Consider the following 24,640-nt stretch of genomic DNA (forward strand, 5'->3'; position numbering starts at 1 on the left):
ATTCGGGTTTTAGGGAGCAATTTAGTAATAAATTTTAAGTCGGAAACGCAATAGTCAAAATGCATTATACAGCATAGCATAATTTAACAATTGCATTATTTTTGTTTTATCCTGAAACGAAGATATGGGCAAATAATTGCAGAGCGCGGGTTTGATCATATAAAATACGCGTAAATATTTAAATTTACTTAATAATGAAGTTGAATAAAAAAACACTTAACTTCATAACCCAATTAACCTGTTTTTGTTTAAATCAATATAAATTGCTTTAATGAAAAAGTATAAGCTATACTGCGTATTTGTACTTTTATTGCTGTGTGTAAAGGCAAAAGCGCAATATCTTTCTGACTATACCGGCCGTCCATATTATCTTAAAACCAATGATGGCATACAAGGCAGCGCCCTCCTTACTGATAACTGGCTGAATGGCACTGTTTATTTCGTTAACGGCAAAACAGCTAATGCAATATTGAACTATAATATTTACGCGGATGAACTTTTATTTAAGAGCCCCCGGGATTCATCGGTACAGGCCTTTGTTGACCCGGTGAAGGGTTTTTCAGTAAAAGGCATTGCGCTTGAAGAAAGTGACCAAACGGATATGAACTTTAGCAGCGGCTTCCCGGCTGTGGATGATCAAACCCCAAAAACTTTTTACCAGGTAGTGGGAGACGGAAGGGTAAAACTGCTCCGTTATTACAAGAAAAAAGTACTTGAGTCAACGGGTTTTGCTTCGCAGGTAACCACCAAAACCTTCATGACGGCCAACAGCTATTACCTTTTTGCCAATAACCAAATGACCCGGGTCCGGCCGTCGCAAAAAACCATCCTCGCAGCAATGAGCGACAAGGGCGATAAAATGCAGGAGTATATCAAAACCAACAAAGTTAATTTCAAAAGCGATGCTGCCTTAGCTAAATTATTCAGCTACTACAACTCACTTTAAAATCATGGCCTGTTATCAGGCTTTGCTCCAGGTGGTACCTTCTTTACTATCTTTTAGCTGGAAACCTATCTGTGATAAACCATCACGGATCTTATCCGACGTGGCATAATCCTTATTGGCTTTAGCACCGCTGCGCAGATCGACAATAAAGTTTAACACCTTTGGCAGATCGTCATTAGCCGCCTGCTCATTTTGTAAACCCAGTACATCAACCACAAATAAATTCATAAGCGCGGTTAACTGTTCAAGGTTAGCGGCATCAATTTTCAATTTACCATCATATACCGAATTGATAATGCGCGATGCTTCAAAAAGCTCGGCTATTAAAACCGGGCTGTTAAAATCATCGTTCATAGCCGCATAGCAACGCTCCATTAATGGTGCTATTTCAACTTCGGTAGTGGCAGAGGCTTTTAATCCATCGGTAAGCAGGGTGAAGGCGTTTATAAGGCGTTTAAACCCTTTTTCGGATGCCTCCATAGCCTCGTTGCCAAAATCAAGCGTACTACGGTAATGGGCCTGCAGCATGAAAAACCTTACCGTCATGGGGCTGTAGCCTTTATTTAGTATCGAATTTTCACCGCTGAACAGTTCATGCGGCAGAAAGCTGTTACCTAATGATTTCGACATTTTTTGGCCGTTTACCGTAAGCATATTGGTATGCACCCAGTAATTAGCCGGGTTGGTACCGCAGCAAGCTACGTTTTGGGCAATTTCATTGGTATGGTGCGTTGGCACAAGATCAATCCCGCCGCCATGAATGTCAAAGTGGCTGCCCAGGTATTTCTGGCTCATGGCCGAGCATTCCAGGTGCCAGCCCGGAAAGCCCACACCCCATGGCGAAGGCCATTTCATCAGGTGTTCGGGTTTGGCTTTTATCCACAGGGCAAAATCAAGCTTACCATGTTTTTCCTGCTGACCGCCAAGTGTGCGGGTATTATTTAAAAGATCTTCGAGATTACGGCCGCTTAATATGCCATAATCCTGGCTTTTGTTATATTTTTCAACATCAAAATAAATGGTACCATCTACCTCGTAAGCATAGCCCCTGGCAAGTATTTCCTTCACCATTTCTATCTGCTCAATAATATGGCCGGTAGCTGTGGGCTCAATGCTTGGCGGCAGGTTGTTTAGGATCCTCATCACATCCCTGAAGCCAACGGTGTATTTTTGCACTATCTCCATTGGCTCAAGCTGTGCAAGCTTGGCCTTTTTTGCAATTTTGTCTTCACCCTCGTCGCCGGCATCACCTTCAAGGTGGCCCGCATCGGTCACATTACGCACGTAGCGCACCTTGTAGCCAATAGCTGTAAGGTACCTGAACATAAGGTCGAAAGATATATAAGTACGGCAGTTGCCTAAGTGAACATCACTATAAACAGTAGGCCCGCAAACATACATGCCAACATGCGGCGTGTTAATGGGCTTAAATAATTCTTTTTTACGGGTTAAAGTGTTGTAAACAAACAAATTTTGTTGCATGAGCGCAAACTTACGATTTTTTCAATTTTAAGTTACTGCCTGCCGGCTTTCAGGTTTATTTTTACAAACGAAGAGCAATGACCTATGTTAATTCAGTACGAGATCGCTGCGTAAAGGATAATGGTCTGAAAGTTTTTTCTCGATCACCTTGTAGTTGAAAACTGAGAATTGCGGGCTGCTCATAATGTAATCTATCTGGTAATTGGGAAAGTCGCCGTTATATGTGCGCCCTAAGCCTGATCCCTTTTCGCGGAATGAATTGTTTAAGCCTTTGGCCATTTGGTTAACCGCGAATGACGATGGGGTATCATTAAAATCACCGGCTATAATATAAGGATATGGACATTGGGCAGCATGCGCCTTTACTTTAAAAACCTGCTCGGCCCTTTTCATAAAAGCTATTTTAAGCTTGCTCCCCAGGCGCTTGGTTGATTTAATGTCGGTTTTTCCTTTTTTGATACGCTGTCGATATATTTATAATCATCGGGGTCAAAATTGATGGATTGCAGGTGGATATTATAATACCTGAAAATTTTATCCCCCTTTTTTATATCAGCATATAAGCACTGGTTGCCAGATGTTCTGTCGGCCGCAAGGCGGATCATCCCTCTTGATAGAATAGGGAATTTCGAAAAGATAGCCATGCCAATGGCTTCGCGGCTGTTAAAACTAAAGGGTTCAAAGTAAAAGTTATTGCTGCCTAATATTTTGTTGATCGAATCGCGTGTTTCATACTGCCCTTTATTTCGGGTATAAAACTCCTGGAACCCTATCACATCCGGCTGCTCATTATTGATGATCTCCAGGATTTCATGCTTGGTTGATATATCGTTATTGAAGCCAAAATGTTTAAAGTTATGCACGTTGTACGTCATGACATGTACAACGTTGAGCCCGGGGGCAACGAAAAACTTGATTTAAATCTGAACCCGATATTGTTATTAAGTACTCCCCAGCCAATTAAAATACTGACCAGCGAAAATAAAAACTGCCAGCGCTTGCGCAGCAGCCAATACAGCATCATGATTATATTAACCAGCAGTATAGGAGGATAGGCAAGGCCGAAGAAAGCGAATAACCAATACTTGCGCGGATCAACCGAGGGGGCTAAATATCCTATTAGTAAAGCAAAACAGAAAAACAGGTTTATCCATAACAACACCCTGCTAAAAATACTTTGCTTTTTTTATCATTTATTCCTGTTTGCTTGCACGCGATAAAATTTCCCGCTCCTGTTTGCTTAAGCTATTATAGCCCGATTGCGATATTTTGTCTAAAATACGGTCAACTTCTTCCTGGCGCGGGTAGTCGGATGCGTTTTTGCCCATATTATTTGAAACCACTTTTAACCTGGGTTTCCGTTTAAACAGCCCGGCTATTCCGCCCACCCAATCATGGCCTTTTTGTAATTGCTTAATATACACAAACCCCATTAAAGCACCACCCAGGTGTGCAATTTCGCCGCCCGCGTTTGCACCAACTATACCCAAAAAATCAATAACCAGGATTACAAATACCAGCCATTTTAATTTTACCGGCCCAAATAAAATTAATGATATGGTGTAGTTGGGCAACAGTGTGGCTGTTGCCACAACAATAGCCATAACACTGGCCGATGCACCAACAATAGTACTGTTCTGTGCAGCGTTAGCACTGGTAAATGCAGGCAGCAGGTTTAAGGCCAGCAGGTATAACAAAGCACCGGCCAGGCCGCCCATTAAGTATAAACCTATAGTACGTTTATTACCAAGGTACTCTTCAAATATCTGCCCCATCCAATAAAGCCAAAGCATATTGAACAGGATATGAAGTATACCTGCATGCATGAACATATAGGTTAAAGGCGTCCAAAAACGCTTCAGCAAATCGGGCAGGTACGCCGGCATATTCAGATACTTATTGGCGTAAAATAAAATGGAGCTGTTATCAAAATGAGTCAGCAATTGTTCAACTACTGCCGGTATCCTGATAGCTAAAAAAACAATCACATTAATGCCGATAAGCAGGTTCAGCCTATTGCCGGAGCGCAGCATTTTGTAGTGGATATTTTGCCAAAGGGTGCTCATAATAAAGCTGTATTACAAAGATAACTACTGTTATTAATAAAAATTGTTTGGCCGTTGTAATCGCCAAATTTTAACTAATAAAAACCCGATAAGCGCACCGCCAAGGTGTGCAAAATGCGCCACCGAATCTCCGGAAAATTGCTTTACCCCTAAAAATAATTCTATCACTACATATACAGGAATGATATATTTTGCCTTGATAGGCACAGGTATAAACAATATCATCAGTTCAAGATTTGGGAACAGCATGCCAAAAGCAATCAGCAAACCAAATATTGCTCCCGATGCCCCCACAATCGGTGTCGCATAAATATCAATAAGTTTTTCAGCATTTTCGCCATATTCTGCATATGATGACTGAAGTGAGGGATGGGCAATGGTAAAGCTGCCGGTTATACCATGCACCTCTATGGCCTGTACCGCAATTTGAAACAGTATTGCCCCTATTCCGCATAAAAAATAGAGGTTAAAAAACTTTTTTGAGCCGATAGCATATTCTACAATAGGGCCAAAAGAAAACAAGGCAAACATGTTGAAGAAAATATGGCCCCACCCCCGTGCAGGAACATGTAAGTAATGATTTGCCATAGCTTGAAATAAGGCGAATTAAAATAAAAGCCGCCTAACAATGGTACTATTTTGGCCTCATAAAATTGCCCAAACAATACAAATGGCAAAAAGCATATTATATTTATAATCAACAGGTTTTTAACAACAGGTGTAAGGTTAGCAAAAGGCGATTGATTGTATCCGTTCATATATAATTTAGCCTGGGGCTATTTTTCAAATCGTTCCATTAATTCGTTCATCGTAAAGGTACTGATTACGGGCTTACCATTCAATGCCTGGTTAGGTGATTCACAGGCAAAAAGCTGGTCGATAAGCTGGTTCATTTCCTCCAGGGATAGCTTGGTTCCTGATTTAATAGCGCCGTTACGGGCCAGTGACCGGGCCAGGTTATCCCGTTTATCTAATTTAAGGATGGCCATATTGTTTTTAAAACCTTCCAGTAAATGTTCTAAAAGCTCATGCTCGCCAACGTTGTTCAGTTCGGCCGGGATCCCCTCCACGACCACGGTGTTTTTTCCAAATTCGCGGATATCAAAACCCAGCGACCGGATATCAGGCAAAAGCTCTTTCAATAACTCAAAATCGGCACCGTTTAGTGTTACCGACTGCGGAAATAAGCTTTGCTGGCTCATCCCCGAATGATTTTGCAGCTGCTGTAAAAAGCGTTCGTACAAAATACGCTCATGCGCGGCCTGCTGGTTAATGAGCATAAAGCCCGATTTTATTTGCGACAGAATAAACCGGTTATGGATCTGGAACAGTTGCCGCTCGCTTGGTTTACTTACATCCTGCTCATCAACCGCTATGGTTTTTTCCTCGTGGATCTCGTGCTGAAAAAGGGTTTCCTTTTTGCTGATCTCATACAAAGTATCCCAGTTTTGTGGAATAGGGTCTTTTTTATAACCCCCGCTCTCTCTTAAAAATGGATGCTCCTGCCTGGGTTTTTCTGCTTTATCGGCAAAGGGGTTAAAGTTTGGATTAAAGGAAATAGTAGGGGCGATGATCTCCTCAAACGGCTTGGGGGTTATCAGGTGCTCGATACTGTTTTCCTGGTCAAAATCCAGGCTGGGCGTAATATTATATCTGCCCAATGACCGCTTCACTGCCGACCGGATTATGGCATAAATAGCCTTTTCATCCTGGTATTTGATCTCGGTTTTGGTTGGGTGTACGTTGATATCAATTTTTGAAGGGTCGATATCGATGAACAACACATAAAACGGAAAACAATCATCGGGCAATAGCTCTTCAAACGCCGTAGTTACAGCATGATTAAGGTACGAATCGCGGATGAAGCGATTGTTTACAAAAAAGAACTGTTCGCCACGGGTTTTGCGCGCAAACTCGGGCTTCCCTACAAATCCACGCAGCTTAATAATGGTTGTATCTTCTTCAACAGGTACCAGCCGCTGGTTATAATTATTGCCAAACAGGTGTACTATTCTTTGTTTAAGTGTGGTGCCCGGCAAATGATAAACTTCCTGGCTATCATGGTGAAGGGTGAAAAAATTTCGGGATGTGCCAAGGCCACCCGTTGAAACTCGTCAATAATATGGCGCATCTCTACCGGGTTGCTCTTTAAAAAATTACGGCGGGCAGGGGTATTATAAAACAGGTTTTTTATGGATATCGATGTGCCCGCGTTGGCAGCACATGGTTCCTGGCTTATTACTTCGGAGCCTTCAATAGTTATACAACTGCCCAGTTCGTCTTCATGGCGGCGGGTTTTCAGCTCTACCTGGGCAATAGCCGCTATAGATGCCATGGCCTCGCCCCTGAAACCCATGGTACGAATAGCGAACAGATCTTCGGCCTTGCGTATTTTTGAAGTTGCATGACGCTCAAAGCACATGCGGGCGTCGGTAAGGCTCATGCCGCAGCCATTATCAATAACCTGGATCAGTGATTTACCGGCATCTTTAATAATAAGCTGTATCTTATCCGCACCTGCGTCAATAGCGTTTTCAACCAATTCCTTTACCGCAGAAGCCGGTCGCTGAACTACTTCGCCCGCGGCAATCTGGTTGGCAACGGCATCCGGTAAAAGCTGAATAATGTCTGACATCTAAAAAAATTCCCTCCAATTTCTATTTCGATGCTAAATTAAATATTTGAAGGCATAACTTTATGATTTGATAGTTGTATATACTTTTGTGGTTTAATACAATTACAATAAACATACAATTACTTTATGAAGAGACTATTGCCCGCGCTGCTATTACTGGCAGCAGCCTGCAAACAAAAGGAATACAATGCCGATATGCTGGTAAAAAACGCGGTTGTTTACACCGTAGATAGCAATTTTACAACAGCAAGCGCATTTGTAGTAAGCGGAGGAAAGATACTTGCAGTAGGCAATGCCGATTCCCTTGAACAAAAATACAACGCCCGCGAAGTAGTTGACGCGCAAGGCGCCGCGGTTTATCCCGGCTTTATTGACGCCCACGCCCATTTTTATGAATATGGTATGGGCCTGCAGGAAGTAAACCTGGTAGGCACCCATAGCTGGCCCGAAATTATTGACTCGGTAAAAGCTTATTCCGAACGTAATACCGATGGCTGGATCATTGGTAATGGCTGGGACCAAAACGACTGGACAAATAAACATTTCCCCGATAAGGCAAAGCTGGATTCGCTGTTCCCGATGAGGCCGGTGATCCTTAGCCGTGTAGACGGGCACGCCGCAATAGCTAACCAGGCCGCACTGAACATTGCCGGTGTTAAACCGGGGCAAACCATTAATGGCGGCGAAATAGAAACCAGTAACGGGAAACTTACCGGTATTTTGGTTGACAACGCGGTAGGTATAGTTACCCGTAAAATCCCTGAACCTACGGCTGCTATTATAGATACAGCCTTGCTATCGGCACAGAAAAATTGTTTTGCCGCTGGCTTAACTACAGTTGATGATTGCGGGCTACCTTATACCATGGTAAACACCATTGCCGAGCTGCAAAATAAAGGCGACCTGAAAATGCGCCTGTATGTGATGCTGGCCGACCGACAGGAGAATTATGACTACCTGTTTAAGAAGGGAATTATTAAAACGCCCCGTTTAAATGTAAGGGCTTTTAAAGTTTATGCCGATGGTGCCCTCGGTTCAAGAGGGGCCTGCCTGCTAAAACCCTATGCCGACTCGGCCAAATGGAGCGGCTTTTTGTTGAGTAACCCAAAGCATTTTGAAGAAATAGCTCCAAAAATAGCGGCCCGCGGTTTCCAGATGTGTACCCATGCCATTGGCGATTCGGCAGTGCGGGTAATGCTTAAGATTTATGCGGCTAATTTAAAAGGCAAAAACGACCTGAGGTGGCGTATCGAGCATGCGCAGATAGTATCGCCGCAAGACCTGGACATGTTTGGCCAATACAGTATTGTCCCATCGGTACAGCCTACGCACGCGACATCGGATATGTACTGGGCCGGTAAAAGACTGGGCCCCGAACGGCTTAAAACGGCTTATGCCTATAAACAATTGTTAAAGCAAAACGGCTGGATCCCTTTGGGTACCGATTTCCCGGTTGAGAACATTAATCCGCTTTATACGTTCTATGCAGCGGTTGAGCGCAAAGATTTGAAAGGTTTCCCGGAAGGTGGTTTTCAACCTGAAAACGCCCTGACCCGGATTGAAGCATTAAAGGGAATGACCATTTGGGCAGCCAAAGCCAATTTTGAAGAAAAAGAAAAAGGCAGCATTGAACCCGGTAAATACGCCGACTTTGTGATACTGGATAAAGATATTATGAAAGTAAAAGGCAGCGAGATCCCGGCAACCAAAGTGACCCAAACCTATATAAACGGAGTTAAAGTATATGATAAAAAATAAATGGGGCCGTGTTCCTTTAGTACTATTAGGGTTTGCATTATTTAATACCGCTTGCGCGCAAAACCCGCCATTAACAGGGCAGGCCTTCATTGCCGAAGAAAGATTGGTTGGGAGCTCAACCGTGCTGCTTAACAATGCCTCTTATTTAGTCCCCCTGCAAAAGCTGGAGGATTTGAAAATTGCCAGTGTGCATTTTAGTAACCAGTATGCTACTGTTTTTGACAGCCTGTTAAATAAATATAACAAGGTTGATCTGTTTGATGGCGCAGCCTATTCAGGTAATAAAACGCTGGCCAACCTTACCTCCGATCTGAAGTTTTACAACACTATCATAGTACAGGTAAATGATGCCGATCTGGGTAACCCGGATTTGATCGACTTTATCAGCTCTAACCAAAAAAATAAGAATGTAATTGTCGCTGCCTTTGGAAACGGCTCAGTACTAAGCAAGCTTGATGTGGTTACCGCCCCGATAGTTTGGACAGAGCGGGTATCTCAAGTATCGGCCATGTACAGTGCCGAGGCCATATTTGGAGGCATAGGCATTTCGCAAAAATTAACAAAAAACTATAGCGCTGTGTATAAAACCGGGATGGGTTTTATTACCGATAAAACCCGTCTTCAGTACACCGTACCGGAAGAGGCCGGCATCAATGCAGCGAACCTGCAGGGTATTGATAAAATAGCGCAGGAAGCCATTCGCGAGCATGCCACTCCCGGCTGTGTGGTATTGGTTGCTAAAGATGGTAAGGTGATATTTAATAAAGCTTACGGTTATCACACCTATGATAATGTGATCCCAGACAAGCTGACCGATATTTTTGACCTTGCTTCTATGACCAAAGTATCGGCAACTACTATGGAAACCATGCAGCTTACCGACCAGGGTAAACTAAGCCTGGAGAAAACTCTTGGCGATTATATCCCTCTTGCCCGTAAAAGCAATAAAAACGACATCCGGATCCGCGAAGTGCTGTTGCACCAGGCGGGCCTGATCCCCGATATCCAGTCATTTGAAAAGGTAAAGCCAACTGATCACAGTACCGATTCGTCTGCTGCTTACCCCACAAAAGTATCTGATCATTATTACCTGCGCAAAGACTATTATAAAGATGTAATGCTGCCCGATATGCTGAATTCGCCGCTGAAAACAAGGGGGCAGTACGTATATAGTGATGTAAGCATGCTATTTATGCAGGAGGTTGTTGAAAACATTACTGCTGTGCCGCTCAACATTTATGTACAGCAGCATTTTTATACTCCGCTGGGAATGCAAACTGCAGGCTTCTTACCCTTATACCGCTTTACGCCCGACAGGATAATCCCTACCGAAAATGATAAGGAGTACCGCATGTCATTACTGGATGGATATGTACATGACCCAACAGCAGCGCTTTTGGGTGGCGTTGCCGGGCATGCCGGTTTATTTGGCAGTGCCAATGATGTGGCCATATTATACCAGATGGTTTTAAACAAGGGGAGTTATGGCGGTGCCCAATATTTTAAGCCGGAGGTTGTTGACCTGTTCACCTCCAAACAATCGCCGGTGAGCCGCCGCGGACTGGGTTTTGACCGCTGGGACCCGATAGCCGAAAGACACTATCCTTCAAAACTGGCGTCAGATCAGGCTTTTGGACATACCGGTTTTACAGGCACCTGTATCTGGGTTGATCCTAAATATAACCTGGTATATGTATTCCTGTCAAACAGGGTGAACCCCTCGGTGGCCAGTAAATTGGGCAGCCTTAATATCAGGCCGAGGATCCAGGATGTGGTTTACGAAGCGATAACGAAAGGGTTGTAAGAGAATTTCGGAATTAGGGATTTTGATTTCGGATTTGCCTCATTATTTGCAGGGGCTGTATCGGGTTGTATTTTAGACAGATTTGACGGTTGAAATAAAAACGGGTATATTTGATATATGACAACATTAACCATACATCCTGCAGATGCAGATCAGGAAACTGCAATCCGGATTTTTTGGATGCCCTGCATGTTGATTATAAAACGAGTGAAATAACGGATGATACTGCTTACTTGCTTTCTTCAGAAGCAAATGCTCAGCATCTGCAAAAATCAATTGAGCAAGAGCATCAAGGTAAAGTCACCAAACTTAACCTTGATGATATATGGAAACTATAAATTTTACTGACGAAGCGCTGACTGATCTCGAATACTGGAAGAAGAGCGGAAATATCATTATCCTTAAACGGATTCGTCAATTGATCCAGGCAATACAAATTGATCCGTTCAAAGGTATAGGTAAACCTGAAGCACTAAAACACAACCTTTCGGGTGCATGGTCAAGACGCATTAACCAGGAACATCGTATTGTTTACAAAGTAGAAGACCATATTGTAACTGTTTACTCACTTAGGTTTCATTATACGAAATAATATCCCACATCTTGGGAGAAAAGTTATCCTGAAATAAAATGCCTCTGGATTTTTATGATATAAATGATATCCACCTCAGTCAAAAACTATTTGAGTTAGATGAAACGGACATTGAAACTTTAGAGCCGGTATTGTCCAGTTTAAAAAAGACAACAGGGGTAACAATTGATCCTTATGGGACAACGCGGATATATGCAAATCATATCTGGCTTATGATATCACTGATTCAGAGATTTTTGTTAACATTAAACAATAGTATTCTGAGTAAGCGTGCAATATTAAGCCGGGTGCTCGCTCGTTTTAAAGAGGTTCAGGAGGGTTTTATAATTATAGGTGATTGAGGACGGATTGAACATTTTTCAAATAGTGAAGGAATAATAACTAAACTGGCGGATGGTTTTCTTTTAAATAAAAATCCTAAATTTATTTAATCCCGAAATCGAACATCCGAAATCCCAAATCAGAACGATGCGCTATTTCACTATCCAGCCACCGGCCGAGCTTAAACCTTATGTAAGATTTTACTGGGTTTTGGAGCATGAGCTGGCGCCGGATCATTCGTCATATATTTATCGTTCTGTTGCTGATGCCTGTGCCGAATTGGTATTTCACTACCGTCTCGTCGTTTAATGAATTGAAGGAGAAGAATGAGCAAAGCCCAAGCTTATCAGGCATTCAATTTCAAACTACACAATACCGCAGGTTTATAACAACCGAAAGCTTTGGCATTTTTGGCGCCTATATTTATCCTTTTGCCGTGCCTTATTTTTTTAATATCCCCAGCAGCCAAACCAGTAACCTCGCATTTGATTTCGACACATTTTTAAGCCGGCCCGGCCGGGAGCTGGAAGAGCAAATCATGTTAGCCGGAAATAACTATAAACGGGCAGAGATCCTGTCTGCATTTTTAATAGCCCGGTTACGTCAAAATGTGTTAAAAGACGATCGCATAGCGGTAGCGATCAGGAATGTGATCCATAATAAACAATACAGAACGGTTGCTCAACTGGCTGATGCCTATAATTTATCGGCACGGCAGTTTGACCGTAGATTTAAGGAGTCCGCGGGCTTTAGCCCCAAAACCTATATGCGGCTCACGCGCCTCCAGGATGCGTTAAGGCAATACAATACGGATAAAACATTAACGCAGATAGCGCTGGAATGCGGGTATTATGACCAATCGCACTTTATTCATGACGTGAAGGAGTTTACTGGCTATCATCCGGGCTTTTATTTTTCAGGCAAGGCTGAGGGAACTGAATACCGGAACACATAATGTCCGGTTTTTACAATTTTGAGAACAGGGGGACAGCTAATTTTGAGAAAAAACAAATTATGGCAACAATAAACATTCCCGAAAATTACCAGGCTGTTATGCCTTATCTCATTGTTAAAAACGGCGCTCAGTTTATCGGGTTTACCCAAAAGGTTTTTGGTGCGACTGAACAGTTTAAAACCATGCGCGATGAACACACCATTATGCACGCCGAGGTTAACATCAATGGCAGCACCATCATGTTTGCCGATTGTACCGATACATATCAACAGCAAAATGCAGGTATGTTTGTATATGTAGAAAACTGTGACGAAACTTACCAGAAGGCCATTGATAGCGGAGCCGAAAGCATTATGCCGCCGGCCGATCAACCATACGGCAGGAGTGCAGGGGTAAAAGATCCGTTCGGAAATACATGGTGGATTACTAACCCGTTATAAATAATTTGAATAATTTATGGAAATTACACAGCGCCTGCATCTTATCCGTAAAATCACAACATGAAAAATCTCTTGGCTGTTTTAGTGTGTTTATTTTATGGAATTACCGCTTTTGCCCAGGCAGCCCTACCTCAAACGCCACCGCCGCAAAGCAAATCAGCTCAACCTTTGCAGGCAAAGCCAGATACCGGCAAAGCTTTGTTAAACCCCAATCAAAGCCCCTCGTTTAAAGACACAACTACATATAAAAGCTACCAACCCAAGTCTCCCGGCGATTCCTTATACAGGCATTTACCTGATGCAAAGGAATGGCAGCCATCAATCATTGTTAACTTCAAAATCATTGCCGGTCTCGGCCATATAAATCCAAATGATGTTGCCTGGTTGACAATTTTTAAAGAAAAGGACGCTCCGGCAAACCTTGCCAACCTAAGCAGGTTTGGTATAATAACGATAACCCTTAAAAAAGGAGTGAAAATTGAAACAAATACCTGTGACGATATAAAAAGGAGATTTGGAGTAAGTGGTAAAGTGAGATTTGCTGTTGACGGCTATTTTGTTGACGATGAAAGTATGCTCATTTCGGCGCAGGACATCAACGAAATAAACCTAACCTGGAAAAAGAATAAAGATGGGTCGCCAGATGTAACGATCAATATATGGATGCTGGTGCCTGAAGCCCGCAAAGGCCCTATTGCCGGAAGGCACTCAACTGATAAACCCGGTGAAATTTATATAAGGGGATCGGCATCGAAATAATTTTATTTCGGATAAAATCTTTTCCTTTGCCGATCGTCATACATATAATATATGTACGCTTTTATTTTAGCATTACACTCCCTTACGCGCTGGTTTGTTTTGGCCAGCTTGCTTTTTGCCCTTTATCGCGCCTACAGCGGATGGCTTACTAACAAAAGTTATTCAAAATTTGACGACCGCTTACGGGTTATTACCACCAACATTGCCCATATCCAGCTAACTATTGGGCTCTGGCTGTATTTCATCAGCCCGATAGCCAATTATTTCATCAGCCATTTTAAAGAGGCGGTGCACGAGCGGCAGATCAGGTTTTTTGGCATGGAGCACGTTACCATGATGCTGATCGGCATTACGCTGATTACCATTGCCTCATCAAAAGCCAAACGAAAAACACTTGATAAGGACAAATTTAAAACCACGGCCATTTGGCTAACCATTGCCCTGCTGGTTATTTTAAGTTCCATCCCCTGGTCGTTTTCGCCGCTGATCAGCCGCCCGTTATTCAGGCCGTTTTAAATACCGGGCTTTGAAAACTGAGCGGTCATCTTATTTAAGGGCGAACCACCTCACTCAGCAACATCAATCACCAACTTACCGTTCGCCTTACCATTCTCTAATATCTCGTGGGCTTGATTGGCCGTAGCCAATGTAAATGTACGCTCATCTACCAGCGGAACAATTTTGCCGGCTTCAACAAGCTTTGTAGCCTCCTGCATAATTTCACCATGATGTTTGCGCCCTCTACCGGTGAGCATCGGCATCAAAGTAAACACTCCGGAATATGTAGCTCCCCTGAATGATAAGGGCGCCAGCTTATGCTCACCCCAACCCAGGCAGCTTACCACATGACCGGTATAATAACGTACCGCATTAAATGATGCATCTAAAGTGGCTCCGCCCAGGGTATCATATACAATGTCAAACCCTTCGCCGTTAGTATAATTGTTCACATATTCGTCAACTGTTGTGGCGCGGTAATCGATAAAAGTAGCGCCAATGCTTTCAATATATTGCTGTTGGGCCGCGCTGCCGGTAGCATATACGTCCGCACCAAAGGCTTTCGCTACCTGAACCGCTAAATGGCCAACGCCTCCGGCACCACCATGTACCAGCACTTTTTGTCCCTCATGTACATTTGCCCTGTCTACAAGGCCCTCCCAGGCAGTGATAAAGTTAAGCGGCATCGAAGCCGCCTGTCTGAAACTTAAGTGAGATGTTTTAATAGCAAGCAGGTCTGCATCAAAGGCAGCATATTCCGAGTAAGTACCCTGTAGCCCACCAATACCACCTGCAAGGCCATACACTTCATCGCCAGGTTTAAAAGTATTTACATCAGCACCAACTGCTTCAACTATGCCGGCAAAGTCCATCCCTAAAATTGCAGGTAAGGGCTGCCTGGCATGCCCCCTTTACCGGTACGGATCTTATTGTCCAATACGCTGACGCCGCTGGCTATAATACGCACCAGTACCTGGCCTTTGGAGGCAATTGGGCGGTCAACTGCGGTTATTGTGAAAGGCGCATTTGCTTCAGGAGCGATAAGGGCCTGCATTGTTGTATTTTGAGTTTCCATTGTGTTGTTGTTTAATTACAATACAAAATTATACAAGGAGGCAGCCATATTCCTTGTACAATCCCTCGTAACATTTGTACATTTACACTATGGTAAAAGATAATTTATACCAGCCTTTTGAAGTTGTTTTGCGCGAACCACTCAGCGCCTGTCCCCGCAGCGAACACTCACACAGCTTTTTCGAGTTTATTTATATCATAAGCGGCACCGGAAAGCAGTGCATAAACAAAAGCAAGTTTACCTATAAACCCGGTCACCTGTTTTTACTTACACCTAATGATTCACATTATTTTGAGATACTAACCGAAACACAGTTCCTGTTTATCCGTTTCAACCCACTTTACATTAAAGATCGCGGCCTTAGCAGCGAAACAGCCGAGCATCTCAATTTTCTGCTAAAAAACGCAGGCCAGGCACCGGGATGCATATTAAAAACCGATGAAGACAAAGCCGTTGTAAAACCCATTATGCAGGCCATCATCAGTGAAAAAGAAAAAAAGGGCTTTACAGTAAAGCGCTCCTGCAGCAATATATCAATACGGTTATAGTAATCGCCGCCCGTAATGTGGCTATGAGCATGCCCGATGAAGTTAGTGAGAACACCGAAGAAAAAACGCTTGATATCCTGCAATACATCCAGGCCAACATCTACTTCCCCGAAAAACTAAAAGCTAAAGTCATAGCCGATAAAGCGGGAATCTCTGAAAACTACCTTGGCCAGTATTTTAAAAAACATACCGGCGAAAGTATGCAGCAGTATATCATCAATTACAAACTGAAGCTGATTGAGAACCGTTTACTGCACAGCAACATGCGTATGGTTGAAATTGCCAACGAGCTTGGTTTTAATGATGAAAGCCACCTGAACCGCATTTTTAAAAAATACAGAAGTATGAACCCTTCGGATTTTAGGAAAGCGGGAGGAGAATTGAATGCCCTTGTTTAATACGTTAAAGGCGGTCATTTTTACATTAACGACCCGACAAACACAAGAATTATATTTTAAAAATCACCATGAATTGAAAATTTGATTAAAATATCTTCAAAAATTTCAAAATAATTTGCTTTTTTATCAAAAACACTTCATAAATTACAATTCTGAAAGATAACTGATTGTCAATTTTTAATTTATTGTAATTTTTTCATGGAAGAATCAGCTTATTTTGACAAATACAGCCCAATTGATAATGTTTGGGACGAAATGTATGGCTTGGATGCTAATGTTCGGGAGCATTACCGTAAAGTTATAGACTACATTTCGAAGGAATCGGCCGACGACCTGAACAAAAAGGAGGAGCTTGCCAAGCGCCTTTTCATGAGCCAGGGCATCACCTTTACCGTTTATAACAGCGGCGAAGGCATTGAAAAGATCTTTCCTTTTGATATTATCCCCCGTATCATCACTGCCGATGAATGGGCTTTTGTTGAGCGAGGCATTAAGCAGCGCCTTAATGCGCTTAATTTGTTTCTGAAGGATATATACCACAATCAGTTTATTGTAAAGGACGGCATAGTACCTATTGATATTATTTATTCGTGTCCGCACTTTCTGCGCGAGATGTACCAGCTCCAGGTGCCTTATGATATTTATGTACATATTTCGGGCATCGACCTTATCCGTGATGAAGACGGCACTTTTTACGTGCTTGAAGATAACCTGCGCACCCCATCGGGCGTAAGTTATATGCTCGAGAACAGGGAGATCACCAAACGCTTGTTTCCCGACCTGCTACCTCAATGCAGTGTGCGCAGCGTTACCGAATATCCGTCAATACTATATAAAAACCTGCTGGCGCTTTCACCCCGGCAGATCCATAACCCAACTATTGTTTTACTTACGCCGGGTATTTATAATTCGGCCTATTTTGAGCATACCACGCTGGCCCGCCTGATGGGGGTTGAATTGGTAGAAGGACGCGACCTGGTAGTGAACAACCATAAAGTGTACATGAAAACCACCACCGGGCTGCAACAGGTTGACGTGATCTACCGCCGGGTGGACGATGAATTTCTCGATCCCCTGGTATTTAACCCGGCAAGTATGCTTGGAGTAGCAGGCCTTATGGGAGCTTACCGTAAAGGCAATGTAGCCATAGTAAATGCTACAGGCACAGGCGTCGCCGACGATAAGGCAGTTTATGCCTATGTGCCCGATATGATCCGCTATTATCTAAACGAAGAACCCATACTCAAAAACGTGCCAACACACCAGTTAGGCAATCCGGATGAACGCGAAATGGTATTTAAAAACCTCAATAAAATGGTGGTTAAAAAAACCAATGGCAGCGGCGGTTACGGGATGCTGATGGGGCATGCAGCAAGCGAGCAGGAAATAGATGAATATAAAAAGGAAATCCTGAAAGATCCACGTAACTTCATAGCACAGCCAACCATCAGCCTTTCGGCGGCGCCATGTTACATGCAGGGCGAACTAAAGCCACGCAGGGTTGATTTAAGGCCATACGCGCTGTACGGCCCCGATGGCATTGAGATAGTCCCCGGCGGCCTAACCCGTGTGGCGTTAAAAGAAGGTTCACTGGTGGTAAACAGTTCGCAGGGTGGCGGCAGTAAGGACACGTGGGTGTTAGCCTGAAAGGTAAAAGGCTTTTAAATCAAAATAAAAAATAAGAAGGATGCGGAGCTAAGTAAATCCGAAATTGAACATCCTAATTCCGAAATTCAGATCATATGTTAAGCAGGGTTGCAGCAAGTTTTTATTGGTTAAGCCGTTACATTGAGCGCAGCGATGGTATGCTGCGGATGCTCAAAATTAATTATGCCTCATCGCAGGATACGGTGCAGGAATTTACCTGGGAGCCCGTAATGAGGATTTTTGCAGGACTAAACGCCGGCGAAGCCGAAAAGCTGGACAACGACAGCCGGTCGGTTTTAAAGTATATGGTTACCGGGAAAAACAATCCTAATTCCATACTCAACATCATTACACTGGCACGAGAAAACGCCCGCGGTGTACAGGAGCACATCACCAAAGACCTTTGGCAATGCCTGAATGAATATTACCACACCGTAAAAGATCCGCGACTGGAACGCGCCCTGCACCGGGAAGACCCGATAGGGGTACTGGACGTGCTGATAAAACAAGTAATGCTTTATTACGGCACGGTGGAGATCACTATGGAGCGCGGCGAAGGCCGTGCCTTTATGAACATTGGCAAATACCTGGAGCGGGCCATCCAGTCGGTTGATATTTTGGATACTAAATTCAGCTCGATAAGTGATAACCCCGATCTGCTTACTGATACCACTTACTGGAAACACCTGCTGCTTTCATTGGGTGGCTACGAGCTGTATTTAAAAACATACCGAGAAGGTTTTGAGGCCGAAAACGTTTTGGAACAGGTTGTACTGAACAACGATTTTCCGCGCTCGGTTATTTATTCGGTAAATAATATTCAGCGTTATTTCGACAGATTGAAGAATGACAGCAATGCCGATGACTACAGGGAAATGTCGTTTCAGATAGGCCGGTTGCAAAGCCGCATAAAGTATAGTTCGGTAAAAAGTATCAAACAGGAGGGCTTGCACTTGTTCCTCACCCAGATCAGGAGTGAGCTATACGGCATAGGCAATTCATTAAACCAACATTACTTTGCTAATTCATGATCACAATTTGAAGATGTTTTGATTTGAAGATTTGAAAATGCCAGTCTATCTTTTCATTTTCAAATTTTCAAATCCTCAAATTAAAAAATTAAAACAATGCCTGAATTTAAGATCCAACATATCACCAAATACACTTATGAAGGCCCTGTTCGTGACAGCGCCAACCAAATCATCCTGTTCCCGATAAAAGATGAATACCAGGAAGTAGTAAAACAGGAGCTAAGTATAACCGGCAACCCGGTAGTTGATACTCATACCGACTACTATGGCAACGAGGTTGGCAGTTTCACCTACAGCAACCAGCACAACATGCTGGTTATAAACTCAAAGCTGGTTGTCATTACCCGACAGCGCCCCCTTCCGGTTAATGATATTTTTCCGGAGCAGCAATGGGAAGATCTTAAGCGCCTTCAATACATGGTGCCCTATATTGATTTTTTAAAGCAGGAATATTTTGAAGGCCTGCCCGAGCTACAGGCAATAGTTGAGCAGGAACGGCGTAAAGATGAAACTCCCTTTCAGATAGCACTTCGTTTTTGCGGCTGGGTTTACAAAAACTTTGAGTACATCAAAGGTGTTACCACGGTTGAAACTACACTGGATGAAGTATGGAAGCTTAAAGCCGGCGTTTGCCAGGATTTTGCCCATATTTTAATGGTGATGCTCCGCCAGCTTAAAATACCATCCCGTTATGTAAGCGGCTATATCTGCACCCATAGCAGCGCTATGCGCGGCGAAGGCGCAACCCATGCCTGGGCCGAAGTGTATGTGCCCGACTATGGCTGGCTTGGCATCGACCCTACAAATAACTGTATTGCCAATGAAACCCACGTACGCCTGGCTGTGGGCCGCAATTTTTCAGATTGTTCGCCGGTTAAAGGTGTTTATAAAGGCGCCTACGGCCACAAGCTGGAAGTGTCAGTAATTGTTGACGATGCAGATACTATTGTTTTTGAGGATAAAACCCACGAATCGCCGGCTATGCACGCGGTAGCCGAATTTCCTAAAAACAGCTATCAGCGATATATGGAGATCATTCAACAGCAGCAGCAACAACAGCAACAGTAGGTTAGTTGGCAGTGGCAGTTTCCAGTTGGCGGCAGCAGCGGAGAAATTATTGTCACACCAACAACGGCATAGGGAATCCCTTATTCAGGTAAATCAACGTTCAGGCTTTGATAAAAAGCAACAAGGCCCGGTGCTATTACATGCACATCGTGCTGTTCTTCAATTAAACGGCGGGCGTTGAGGCCAATATTACGGCAAAATTCTTCGTCGGTAATACAGCGTTCAATGGCATCATAAAACTCCTGCCGGTTATTAGCAATAAGGATATTAGTGCCATTGGTAAAATTGATGCCTTCGGCACCTAATGAGGTTGAGATAATACATTTTTCCATTGCCATACCCTCTACTATTTTAACCCGCATGCCACCGCTTGAAAGCAAGGGCACCACCATAATAGCCTTACTGTTCACAAACTCAGAAGCATCGTCAACCTCACCCTGGATAAAGATCTTTCCCATCGCTTCGTACTCATCAAAGCTATCGGGGATGTTATGCCCGGCAACATAAAATTTTACACGGAGGTCGCCCTCGGTAAGATCTTTATAAAAATTCTCAATAAACCATTCAATCCCCTCCCGGTTGGGCATCCAATCCAACGACCCTAAAAAAACAAACTTGGGAACTCCGTTTTATTATAATCAGGCTTATAATCGGTCAGGGAAATACCTACTGGAAAAATATCAACCGGAATGGTAACACCGTATGATAACAGCGTTTTTTTATCTTCATTGGTAAATACAGCAATGGCATCAAATTTATTAAGCTGCTGCAGTTCATAATCTTTCACCCGGCGGGCCAGCAAATGCAAGTACCACTTCTTAAACAGGTCGCTTTTTCGTTGTGCCAGCCTCATCCATACCTGGTGTTCAATATTATGCGACCGGTAAATTAACCTGGCTTTGGTATGCTTACGCATAGCGGCCAGGTAAGGCGTTACAAACAGGCCTTCAAACTGGATAACATCGTACGACGTCTGGCGCAATTCGCGCAGCAGGAGTTTTTCAAATTCGGCATTGTAATAACGATCAACATCGTTTGATTTTTTCTGAACAGGTTAGTTATGGAATCAAGTACAGATATATTGATGTTAATGTCATATGATGTGTACCTGATCTTCTGCATCAGCTCATCTTCGCCTGTTTGTACACTACCATGATATCTTTTCCCGTTTAAAGCCACCAATGCAACTTCATGCCCAAGTGCAATCAACCCTTTTATAGTATTGCAAACCACAATAGCGTAACCGCCATTCTGCGGAAATGGTACACGATGTGTTAAAATTAGGATCTTCAAACGGTGAATTTGGTTTTTAACAAAAATACCATCCTGAACGTGGTATTCAAAACTTCATTAAAAAATACTTAACTGCGGGTCGGTTACCCTGAAAGTACGGCGGTGATAGGGCGTAAAACCAATCTTCATTACGGTTTCACGATGCCTTATAGTTGGATAGCCTTTGTTGGTATGCCATTCATATTCCGGGTGTTCGGCCGCTATTTGCATCATATAATCGTCGCGGTAGGTTTTAGCCAGGATAGATGCGGCCGCTATGCTGAAATATTTTCCATCGCCTTGTATAATACACTCATGTGGGATGTTCCGGTATTTTTTGAAGCGATTGCCGTCGATGATCAGAAACTGGGGTTCAAGATGTAATTTTTCGATAGCCCGGTGCATCGCCAGGAATGATGCATTAAGAATGTTGATCTCATCTATCTCCAGATTATCAACAGATGCTACGGCATAAGCCACCGCTTTTTCCTCAATTTCGGCCCGAAGCTGGTACCTTATCTCTTCGGTAACTTGTTTAGAATCGTTCAGCAGGTGATGATCAAAATCAGGCGGTAAAATAACTGCGGCGGCAAAAACAGGCCCGGCCAAACATCCTCGTCCCGCTTCATCGCATCCTGCTTCCAAAAATTCGTACTGGTACCTGGCTGATAACATCCGGCAAATATAATAAGAGTTGTAAACGTGTTAGTAAAACAATTAGTATGATGTGTTTTTCAACATGTAGTTAACGCATCCTTTACTTAAAAAATTTTTAGCGTAAGCAGGGTAATATCATCAATGGGCTTGCTTTTATAAACGTTGCTCAAATAATCCAACAGCGCCTGGTTAAAATTATCGGGCGATAGCTCGCCATGCGCAAGCACAAAATCAAGTAATTTATCCTCATTCCATATTTTGGTGCTGGGCGATTCAAAATCCATGAGCCCATCTGTATAGTTAAAGATCAGGCTGCCGGGCTCCACATCAACTTCGCCCTCGTTTAAAAAAGGCAGATCTTCAAAAACCCCAATCATGGTGGTACCCAGTTTAAGTGGAATGGCACCGCCTTCTGAATAAAGTATAGTTGGGTTGTGCCCCGCATTGATATAATTAAGCCGCCGTTTTTTTGATTATATCGCGCAAGGAACAGGGTGATAAACCGTTCGCCTTTGGTATTGCTGAGTACAATCTTATTTAAACGGTCAATAATATTGGTCAAATCATCCTCAACCGCCGCCCAGGCATGCAGGCTGGCCTGGAAATTGGCCATCAGCAAAGCAGCCGAAATACCCTTACCCGATACATCGGCAATACACCATAAAAACTCATGCTCATTAAGGCGGATAAAATCAAAATAATCACCGCCGATGTTTTGATGCGGAAGATACTTAGCCCCAATCTCCACACTATCATCTTTATGTTCACGCATGGGGATCAGCATATTCTGCACTTCCACCGCAAGCTCCATCTCGCGCAAAAAACGTTCTGATTGCAGCCGTTCGCGGAAAAGTTTTTTATTTTCAAGCGCCACAATGATCACGTTCATCAGCGTTTGGATGAAATTGAGATCATTGTTAAGCATCTCGCCCGAGGTATTAAAATCGCCGATAAGGGCATAGGCAAGAGCTTTGCTTTTGTGATATACAGGGATAAAGTAATTATATTTTTTAAGGAGGGGGTCGCGATGCCCGGCAATAGCTATAGGCGCTTTAACTTTACTCAGCTTTTTACACGCACGGGCCAGCACTACCGATGATTCAACGTCGCCGCCATACTTGGCTATACAGGCAAATTTATCATCCTTTTCAATCAAAAACCTGAGTTTACCTACCTGCAAATAGTTTTGCAGAATAACTTCCAGCATTTGAATGAGAATAGGAGTAGCGGTATTTTTGTTTATGGCCCGCGTTATTTCCAATAAAGAATTTAATTCCGACTGCCGTTTGAGCAAAAGCCTGATCAATTCGTCTTCGCCGGAACCGTCGTCTACATTCAGCATATTGATATAAGTACGCTGACTAAAATAGAGGAAATAATTTTTAAATACGAGTACTTTGTGATTTTATATCAAAGGCATCGCGCAAGCCAACGGTTACCAGGTTAAAAGCATAAACCAGCAGCATAATGGCCATACCAGGAATGATAGCCAAAAAAGCTGAGTCCATAACAATATATCCATAATGCTCCTTGATCATGCCGCCCCAGGTTGGCATAGGCGGTTGTGCGCCAAAACCCAAAAAGCTAAGCCCCGCCTCTAAAAGTATAGCCGAGGCAAAATTTGAGGAGGCCAAAACCAGTATTGGCCCGGTTATGTTAGGCAAAATATGTTTAGCTATAATACGCTTGTTGCTAAAACCCAATGCACGTGCGGCCTCAATGTACTCCACCTGTTTAAGGCCCATTACCTGGCCGCGCACCAGGCGCGCCACTTCAACCCACATGGAAAGGCCAACGGCTATAAATATTTGCCATAATCCTTTACCCAGCGCAAATGATATGGCGATCACCAATAACAGGGCAGGCAGTGCCCATAAAATATTCATCAGCCAGCTTAATGAGGAATCAACCCATCCTCCAAAATAACCCGCTACAGCCCCTACAGTTACGCCCAGCAGCATACTGATGATAACAGACATCAAACCAACAGCGAGCGAGATCCGTGTACCCAGCAGCAGGCGGCTCAGCATATCCCGGCCATAACCATCAGTACCAAGTAAAAAGGTTTTAGCCCCGATATTCTCCTCCCGTAAGCGGGCTTCAAACGTTTGATAAACAGCCGGGGTTGCAGGCAGGGCAATTGTTTGGCCGTTATAATTAAAAATAACCTTCCCGTTTTTATAAACCGGCTTTTGCCCGGTCATTACCTCAAAAATATTGTAGGCTTTTTTCTCGGGCTTATCTTCATCGCCAATATATCCGTTAACGTAAATAGAATCTTTAACGAAATGATACCCCGTAACAGGAACTTCTTTATAAAACGATGGCTGCCCATACAGCATCCTGCTGAACAAATTTACAGTATCAACAGCCTCCGCTTTCCTGAGCTTTAACATCATATAGGTTGAGCCTGGCTTTTTTATACTAAGCTGTATGATCATATTATTGGCCAGGGGCGTATCATCGGGCATAATGAGGTAGCCCAGTATCGCAACAAGCAGCGTAAGCAGGATAAATGCAAGCCCGCTTAAAGCAATTTTATTATGCTTAAAAACATGCCAGGTGCGTTTTGCTGGTGTAATTTCGGCCAATGTGTTAATAGTTCATGTGTACAGGCTAAATATCGCTTAAATAGGTGCAATTAGCAATAAGGACGGCTTTCTTTACATTTAGATAGCCGAAAGCTCA

Annotated in this window: 29 protein-coding genes and 2 pseudogenes; 17 read left to right on the plus strand and 14 right to left on the minus strand. The window is 43.4% G+C overall.

Annotation, left to right across the window (positions count from 1 at the left end):
- Positions 1 to 271 precede the first annotated feature (271 nt).
- Complete coding sequence (locus ACRQ5D_RS07765; RefSeq protein ID WP_091169189.1) at positions 272 to 946, plus strand: hypothetical protein; 675 nt, start codon at positions 272 to 274, stop codon at positions 944 to 946.
- 15 nt (positions 947 to 961) lie between these two features.
- On the opposite strand, the gene cysS is transcribed toward ACRQ5D_RS07765, so the two are convergent.
- From cysS to ACRQ5D_RS07780, 3 genes are all read right to left on the minus strand, one after another.
- On the minus strand, positions 962 to 2,428 hold the full coding sequence (gene cysS, locus ACRQ5D_RS07770; protein WP_091169185.1) for a cysteine--tRNA ligase: 1,467 nt from the start codon (positions 2,426 to 2,428) through the stop codon (positions 962 to 964).
- Between the two features lie 87 nt (positions 2,429 to 2,515).
- On the minus strand, positions 2,516 to 2,821 hold the full coding sequence (locus ACRQ5D_RS07775; protein ID WP_432328623.1) for an endonuclease/exonuclease/phosphatase family protein: 306 nt from the start codon (positions 2,819 to 2,821) through the stop codon (positions 2,516 to 2,518).
- 5 nt (positions 2,822 to 2,826) lie between these two features.
- The gene (locus ACRQ5D_RS07780; protein WP_432328624.1) at positions 2,827 to 3,291 is read right to left on the minus strand and encodes an endonuclease/exonuclease/phosphatase family protein; all 465 of its coding nucleotides are present in this window, start codon (positions 3,289 to 3,291) and stop codon (positions 2,827 to 2,829) included.
- On the opposite strand from ACRQ5D_RS07780, the gene ACRQ5D_RS07785 reads away from it, so the two are divergent.
- Positions 3,286 to 3,483, plus strand: coding sequence for a hypothetical protein (locus tag ACRQ5D_RS07785; RefSeq protein WP_432328625.1), 198 nt, complete (start codon positions 3,286 to 3,288; stop codon positions 3,481 to 3,483). The two genes, ACRQ5D_RS07780 and ACRQ5D_RS07785, sit on opposite strands and share 6 nt — an antisense overlap.
- Positions 3,484 to 3,621: 138 nt before the next feature.
- Here ACRQ5D_RS07785 and ACRQ5D_RS07790 read toward each other — a convergent pair whose 3' ends face one another.
- From ACRQ5D_RS07790 to mutL, 3 genes and pseudogenes are all read right to left on the minus strand, one after another.
- A complete protein-coding gene (locus ACRQ5D_RS07790) occupies positions 3,622 to 4,494 on the minus strand; it encodes a rhomboid family protein (RefSeq protein ID WP_091169178.1) in 873 nt (290 codons plus the stop codon).
- 33 nt (positions 4,495 to 4,527) lie between these two features.
- Entirely contained in the window at positions 4,528 to 5,082 is a 555-nt protein-coding gene (locus ACRQ5D_RS07795) for a rhomboid family intramembrane serine protease (RefSeq protein ID WP_432328626.1), read from the minus strand.
- 188 nt (positions 5,083 to 5,270) lie between these two features.
- Positions 5,271 to 7,129, minus strand: a pseudogene (gene mutL / locus ACRQ5D_RS07800) (DNA mismatch repair endonuclease MutL).
- A 126-nt stretch (positions 7,130 to 7,255) separates the two neighbouring features.
- Between mutL and ACRQ5D_RS07805 the strand changes: the two are divergent.
- From ACRQ5D_RS07805 to ACRQ5D_RS07850, 10 genes are all read left to right on the plus strand, one after another.
- Positions 7,256 to 8,887, plus strand: a complete 1,632-nt coding sequence (locus ACRQ5D_RS07805; protein ID WP_091169169.1) for an amidohydrolase — start codon at positions 7,256 to 7,258, stop codon at positions 8,885 to 8,887.
- Positions 8,874 to 10,691, plus strand: coding sequence for a serine hydrolase domain-containing protein (locus ACRQ5D_RS07810; RefSeq protein WP_091169167.1), 1,818 nt, complete (start codon positions 8,874 to 8,876; stop codon positions 10,689 to 10,691). The genes ACRQ5D_RS07805 and ACRQ5D_RS07810 overlap by 14 nt, the downstream gene beginning before the upstream one ends.
- Before the next feature lie 176 nt (positions 10,692 to 10,867).
- Positions 10,868 to 11,029, plus strand: a complete 162-nt coding sequence (locus tag ACRQ5D_RS07815; protein WP_432328627.1) for a hypothetical protein — start codon at positions 10,868 to 10,870, stop codon at positions 11,027 to 11,029.
- Positions 11,017 to 11,283: a Txe/YoeB family addiction module toxin gene (locus ACRQ5D_RS07820; RefSeq protein WP_091169163.1), complete on the plus strand. Its 267-nt coding sequence runs from the start codon at positions 11,017 to 11,019 to the stop codon at positions 11,281 to 11,283. Before ACRQ5D_RS07815 ends, ACRQ5D_RS07820 begins: the two co-directional genes overlap by 13 nt.
- 38 nt (positions 11,284 to 11,321) lie before the next feature.
- A complete protein-coding gene (locus tag ACRQ5D_RS07825) occupies positions 11,322 to 11,624 on the plus strand; it encodes a hypothetical protein (protein ID WP_091169160.1) in 303 nt (100 codons plus the stop codon).
- 127 nt (positions 11,625 to 11,751) lie between these two features.
- Positions 11,752 to 11,913, plus strand: coding sequence for a DUF6597 domain-containing transcriptional factor (locus ACRQ5D_RS07830; RefSeq protein WP_432328628.1), 162 nt, complete (start codon positions 11,752 to 11,754; stop codon positions 11,911 to 11,913).
- Entirely contained in the window at positions 11,870 to 12,559 is a 690-nt protein-coding gene (locus ACRQ5D_RS07835; protein WP_432328629.1) for a helix-turn-helix domain-containing protein, read from the plus strand. Before ACRQ5D_RS07830 ends, ACRQ5D_RS07835 begins: the two co-directional genes overlap by 44 nt.
- Before the next feature lie 59 nt (positions 12,560 to 12,618).
- A complete protein-coding gene (locus ACRQ5D_RS07840; RefSeq protein ID WP_176844483.1) occupies positions 12,619 to 12,999 on the plus strand; it encodes a VOC family protein in 381 nt (126 codons plus the stop codon).
- Between the two features lie 60 nt (positions 13,000 to 13,059).
- Entirely contained in the window at positions 13,060 to 13,758 is a 699-nt protein-coding gene (locus ACRQ5D_RS07845; protein ID WP_091169150.1) for a hypothetical protein, read from the plus strand.
- Between the two features lie 51 nt (positions 13,759 to 13,809).
- Positions 13,810 to 14,274, plus strand: a complete 465-nt coding sequence (locus ACRQ5D_RS07850) for a hypothetical protein (RefSeq protein ID WP_091169149.1) — start codon at positions 13,810 to 13,812, stop codon at positions 14,272 to 14,274.
- Between the two features lie 50 nt (positions 14,275 to 14,324).
- On the opposite strand, the gene ACRQ5D_RS07855 is transcribed toward ACRQ5D_RS07850, so the two are convergent.
- Positions 14,325 to 15,128, minus strand: coding sequence for a zinc-dependent alcohol dehydrogenase family protein (locus ACRQ5D_RS07855; RefSeq protein ID WP_431199359.1), 804 nt, complete (start codon positions 15,126 to 15,128; stop codon positions 14,325 to 14,327).
- Between the two features lie 2 nt (positions 15,129 to 15,130).
- The gene (locus ACRQ5D_RS07860; RefSeq protein WP_431199360.1) at positions 15,131 to 15,331 is read right to left on the minus strand and encodes a hypothetical protein; all 201 of its coding nucleotides are present in this window, start codon (positions 15,329 to 15,331) and stop codon (positions 15,131 to 15,133) included.
- An 89-nt stretch (positions 15,332 to 15,420) separates the two neighbouring features.
- Between ACRQ5D_RS07860 and ACRQ5D_RS07865 the strand changes: the two genes are divergently transcribed.
- The 5 genes from ACRQ5D_RS07865 (at position 15,421) to ACRQ5D_RS07885 (ending at position 20,023) form a co-directional block, all read left to right on the plus strand.
- Positions 15,421 to 15,879, plus strand: coding sequence for an AraC family ligand binding domain-containing protein (locus ACRQ5D_RS07865; RefSeq protein WP_431199361.1), 459 nt, complete (start codon positions 15,421 to 15,423; stop codon positions 15,877 to 15,879).
- Between the two features lie 23 nt (positions 15,880 to 15,902).
- Positions 15,903 to 16,277 carry a helix-turn-helix domain-containing protein gene (locus tag ACRQ5D_RS07870; protein WP_431199362.1) on the plus strand — a complete coding sequence of 125 codons (375 nt, stop codon included), beginning with the start codon at positions 15,903 to 15,905 and terminating at the stop codon, positions 16,275 to 16,277.
- Between the two features lie 198 nt (positions 16,278 to 16,475).
- Positions 16,476 to 17,924 carry a circularly permuted type 2 ATP-grasp protein gene (locus ACRQ5D_RS07875; protein WP_090532594.1) on the plus strand — a complete coding sequence of 483 codons (1,449 nt, stop codon included), beginning with the start codon at positions 16,476 to 16,478 and terminating at the stop codon, positions 17,922 to 17,924.
- Between the two features lie 95 nt (positions 17,925 to 18,019).
- Positions 18,020 to 18,955 carry an alpha-E domain-containing protein gene (locus ACRQ5D_RS07880; protein WP_090532596.1) on the plus strand — a complete coding sequence of 312 codons (936 nt, stop codon included), beginning with the start codon at positions 18,020 to 18,022 and terminating at the stop codon, positions 18,953 to 18,955.
- A 96-nt stretch (positions 18,956 to 19,051) separates the two neighbouring features.
- Complete coding sequence (locus ACRQ5D_RS07885) at positions 19,052 to 20,023, plus strand: transglutaminase family protein (RefSeq protein WP_091169143.1); 972 nt, start codon at positions 19,052 to 19,054, stop codon at positions 20,021 to 20,023.
- Between the two features lie 80 nt (positions 20,024 to 20,103).
- Here ACRQ5D_RS07885 and ACRQ5D_RS07890 read toward each other — a convergent pair whose 3' ends face one another.
- The 6 genes and pseudogenes from ACRQ5D_RS07890 to ACRQ5D_RS07915 all read right to left on the minus strand — a co-directional run bounded on the left by ACRQ5D_RS07890 (position 20,104) and on the right by ACRQ5D_RS07915 (position 24,543).
- Positions 20,104 to 20,610, minus strand: coding sequence for a glycosyltransferase family 4 protein (locus ACRQ5D_RS07890; protein WP_431200969.1), 507 nt, complete (start codon positions 20,608 to 20,610; stop codon positions 20,104 to 20,106).
- Between the two features lie 14 nt (positions 20,611 to 20,624).
- A complete protein-coding gene (locus ACRQ5D_RS07895) occupies positions 20,625 to 21,005 on the minus strand; it encodes a hypothetical protein (protein ID WP_431199364.1) in 381 nt (126 codons plus the stop codon).
- Positions 20,957 to 21,316: a hypothetical protein gene (locus ACRQ5D_RS07900; RefSeq protein WP_431199365.1), complete on the minus strand. Its 360-nt coding sequence runs from the start codon at positions 21,314 to 21,316 to the stop codon at positions 20,957 to 20,959. Before ACRQ5D_RS07900 ends, ACRQ5D_RS07895 begins: the two co-directional genes overlap by 49 nt.
- A gap of 57 nt (positions 21,317 to 21,373) precedes the next feature.
- Positions 21,374 to 21,970 carry a ribonuclease HII gene (locus ACRQ5D_RS07905; protein ID WP_090532602.1) on the minus strand — a complete coding sequence of 199 codons (597 nt, stop codon included), beginning with the start codon at positions 21,968 to 21,970 and terminating at the stop codon, positions 21,374 to 21,376.
- Between the two features lie 86 nt (positions 21,971 to 22,056).
- Positions 22,057 to 23,294, minus strand: a pseudogene (locus tag ACRQ5D_RS07910) (PP2C family protein-serine/threonine phosphatase).
- A 40-nt stretch (positions 23,295 to 23,334) separates the two neighbouring features.
- Positions 23,335 to 24,543, minus strand: coding sequence for an ABC transporter permease (locus ACRQ5D_RS07915; RefSeq protein WP_091169135.1), 1,209 nt, complete (start codon positions 24,541 to 24,543; stop codon positions 23,335 to 23,337).
- Between the last annotated feature and the right edge of the window lie 97 nt (positions 24,544 to 24,640).

It is taken from the genome of Mucilaginibacter sp. P25 (genome assembly GCF_050859465.1).
GTDB lineage: Bacteria > Bacteroidota > Bacteroidia > Sphingobacteriales > Sphingobacteriaceae > Mucilaginibacter > Mucilaginibacter gossypii.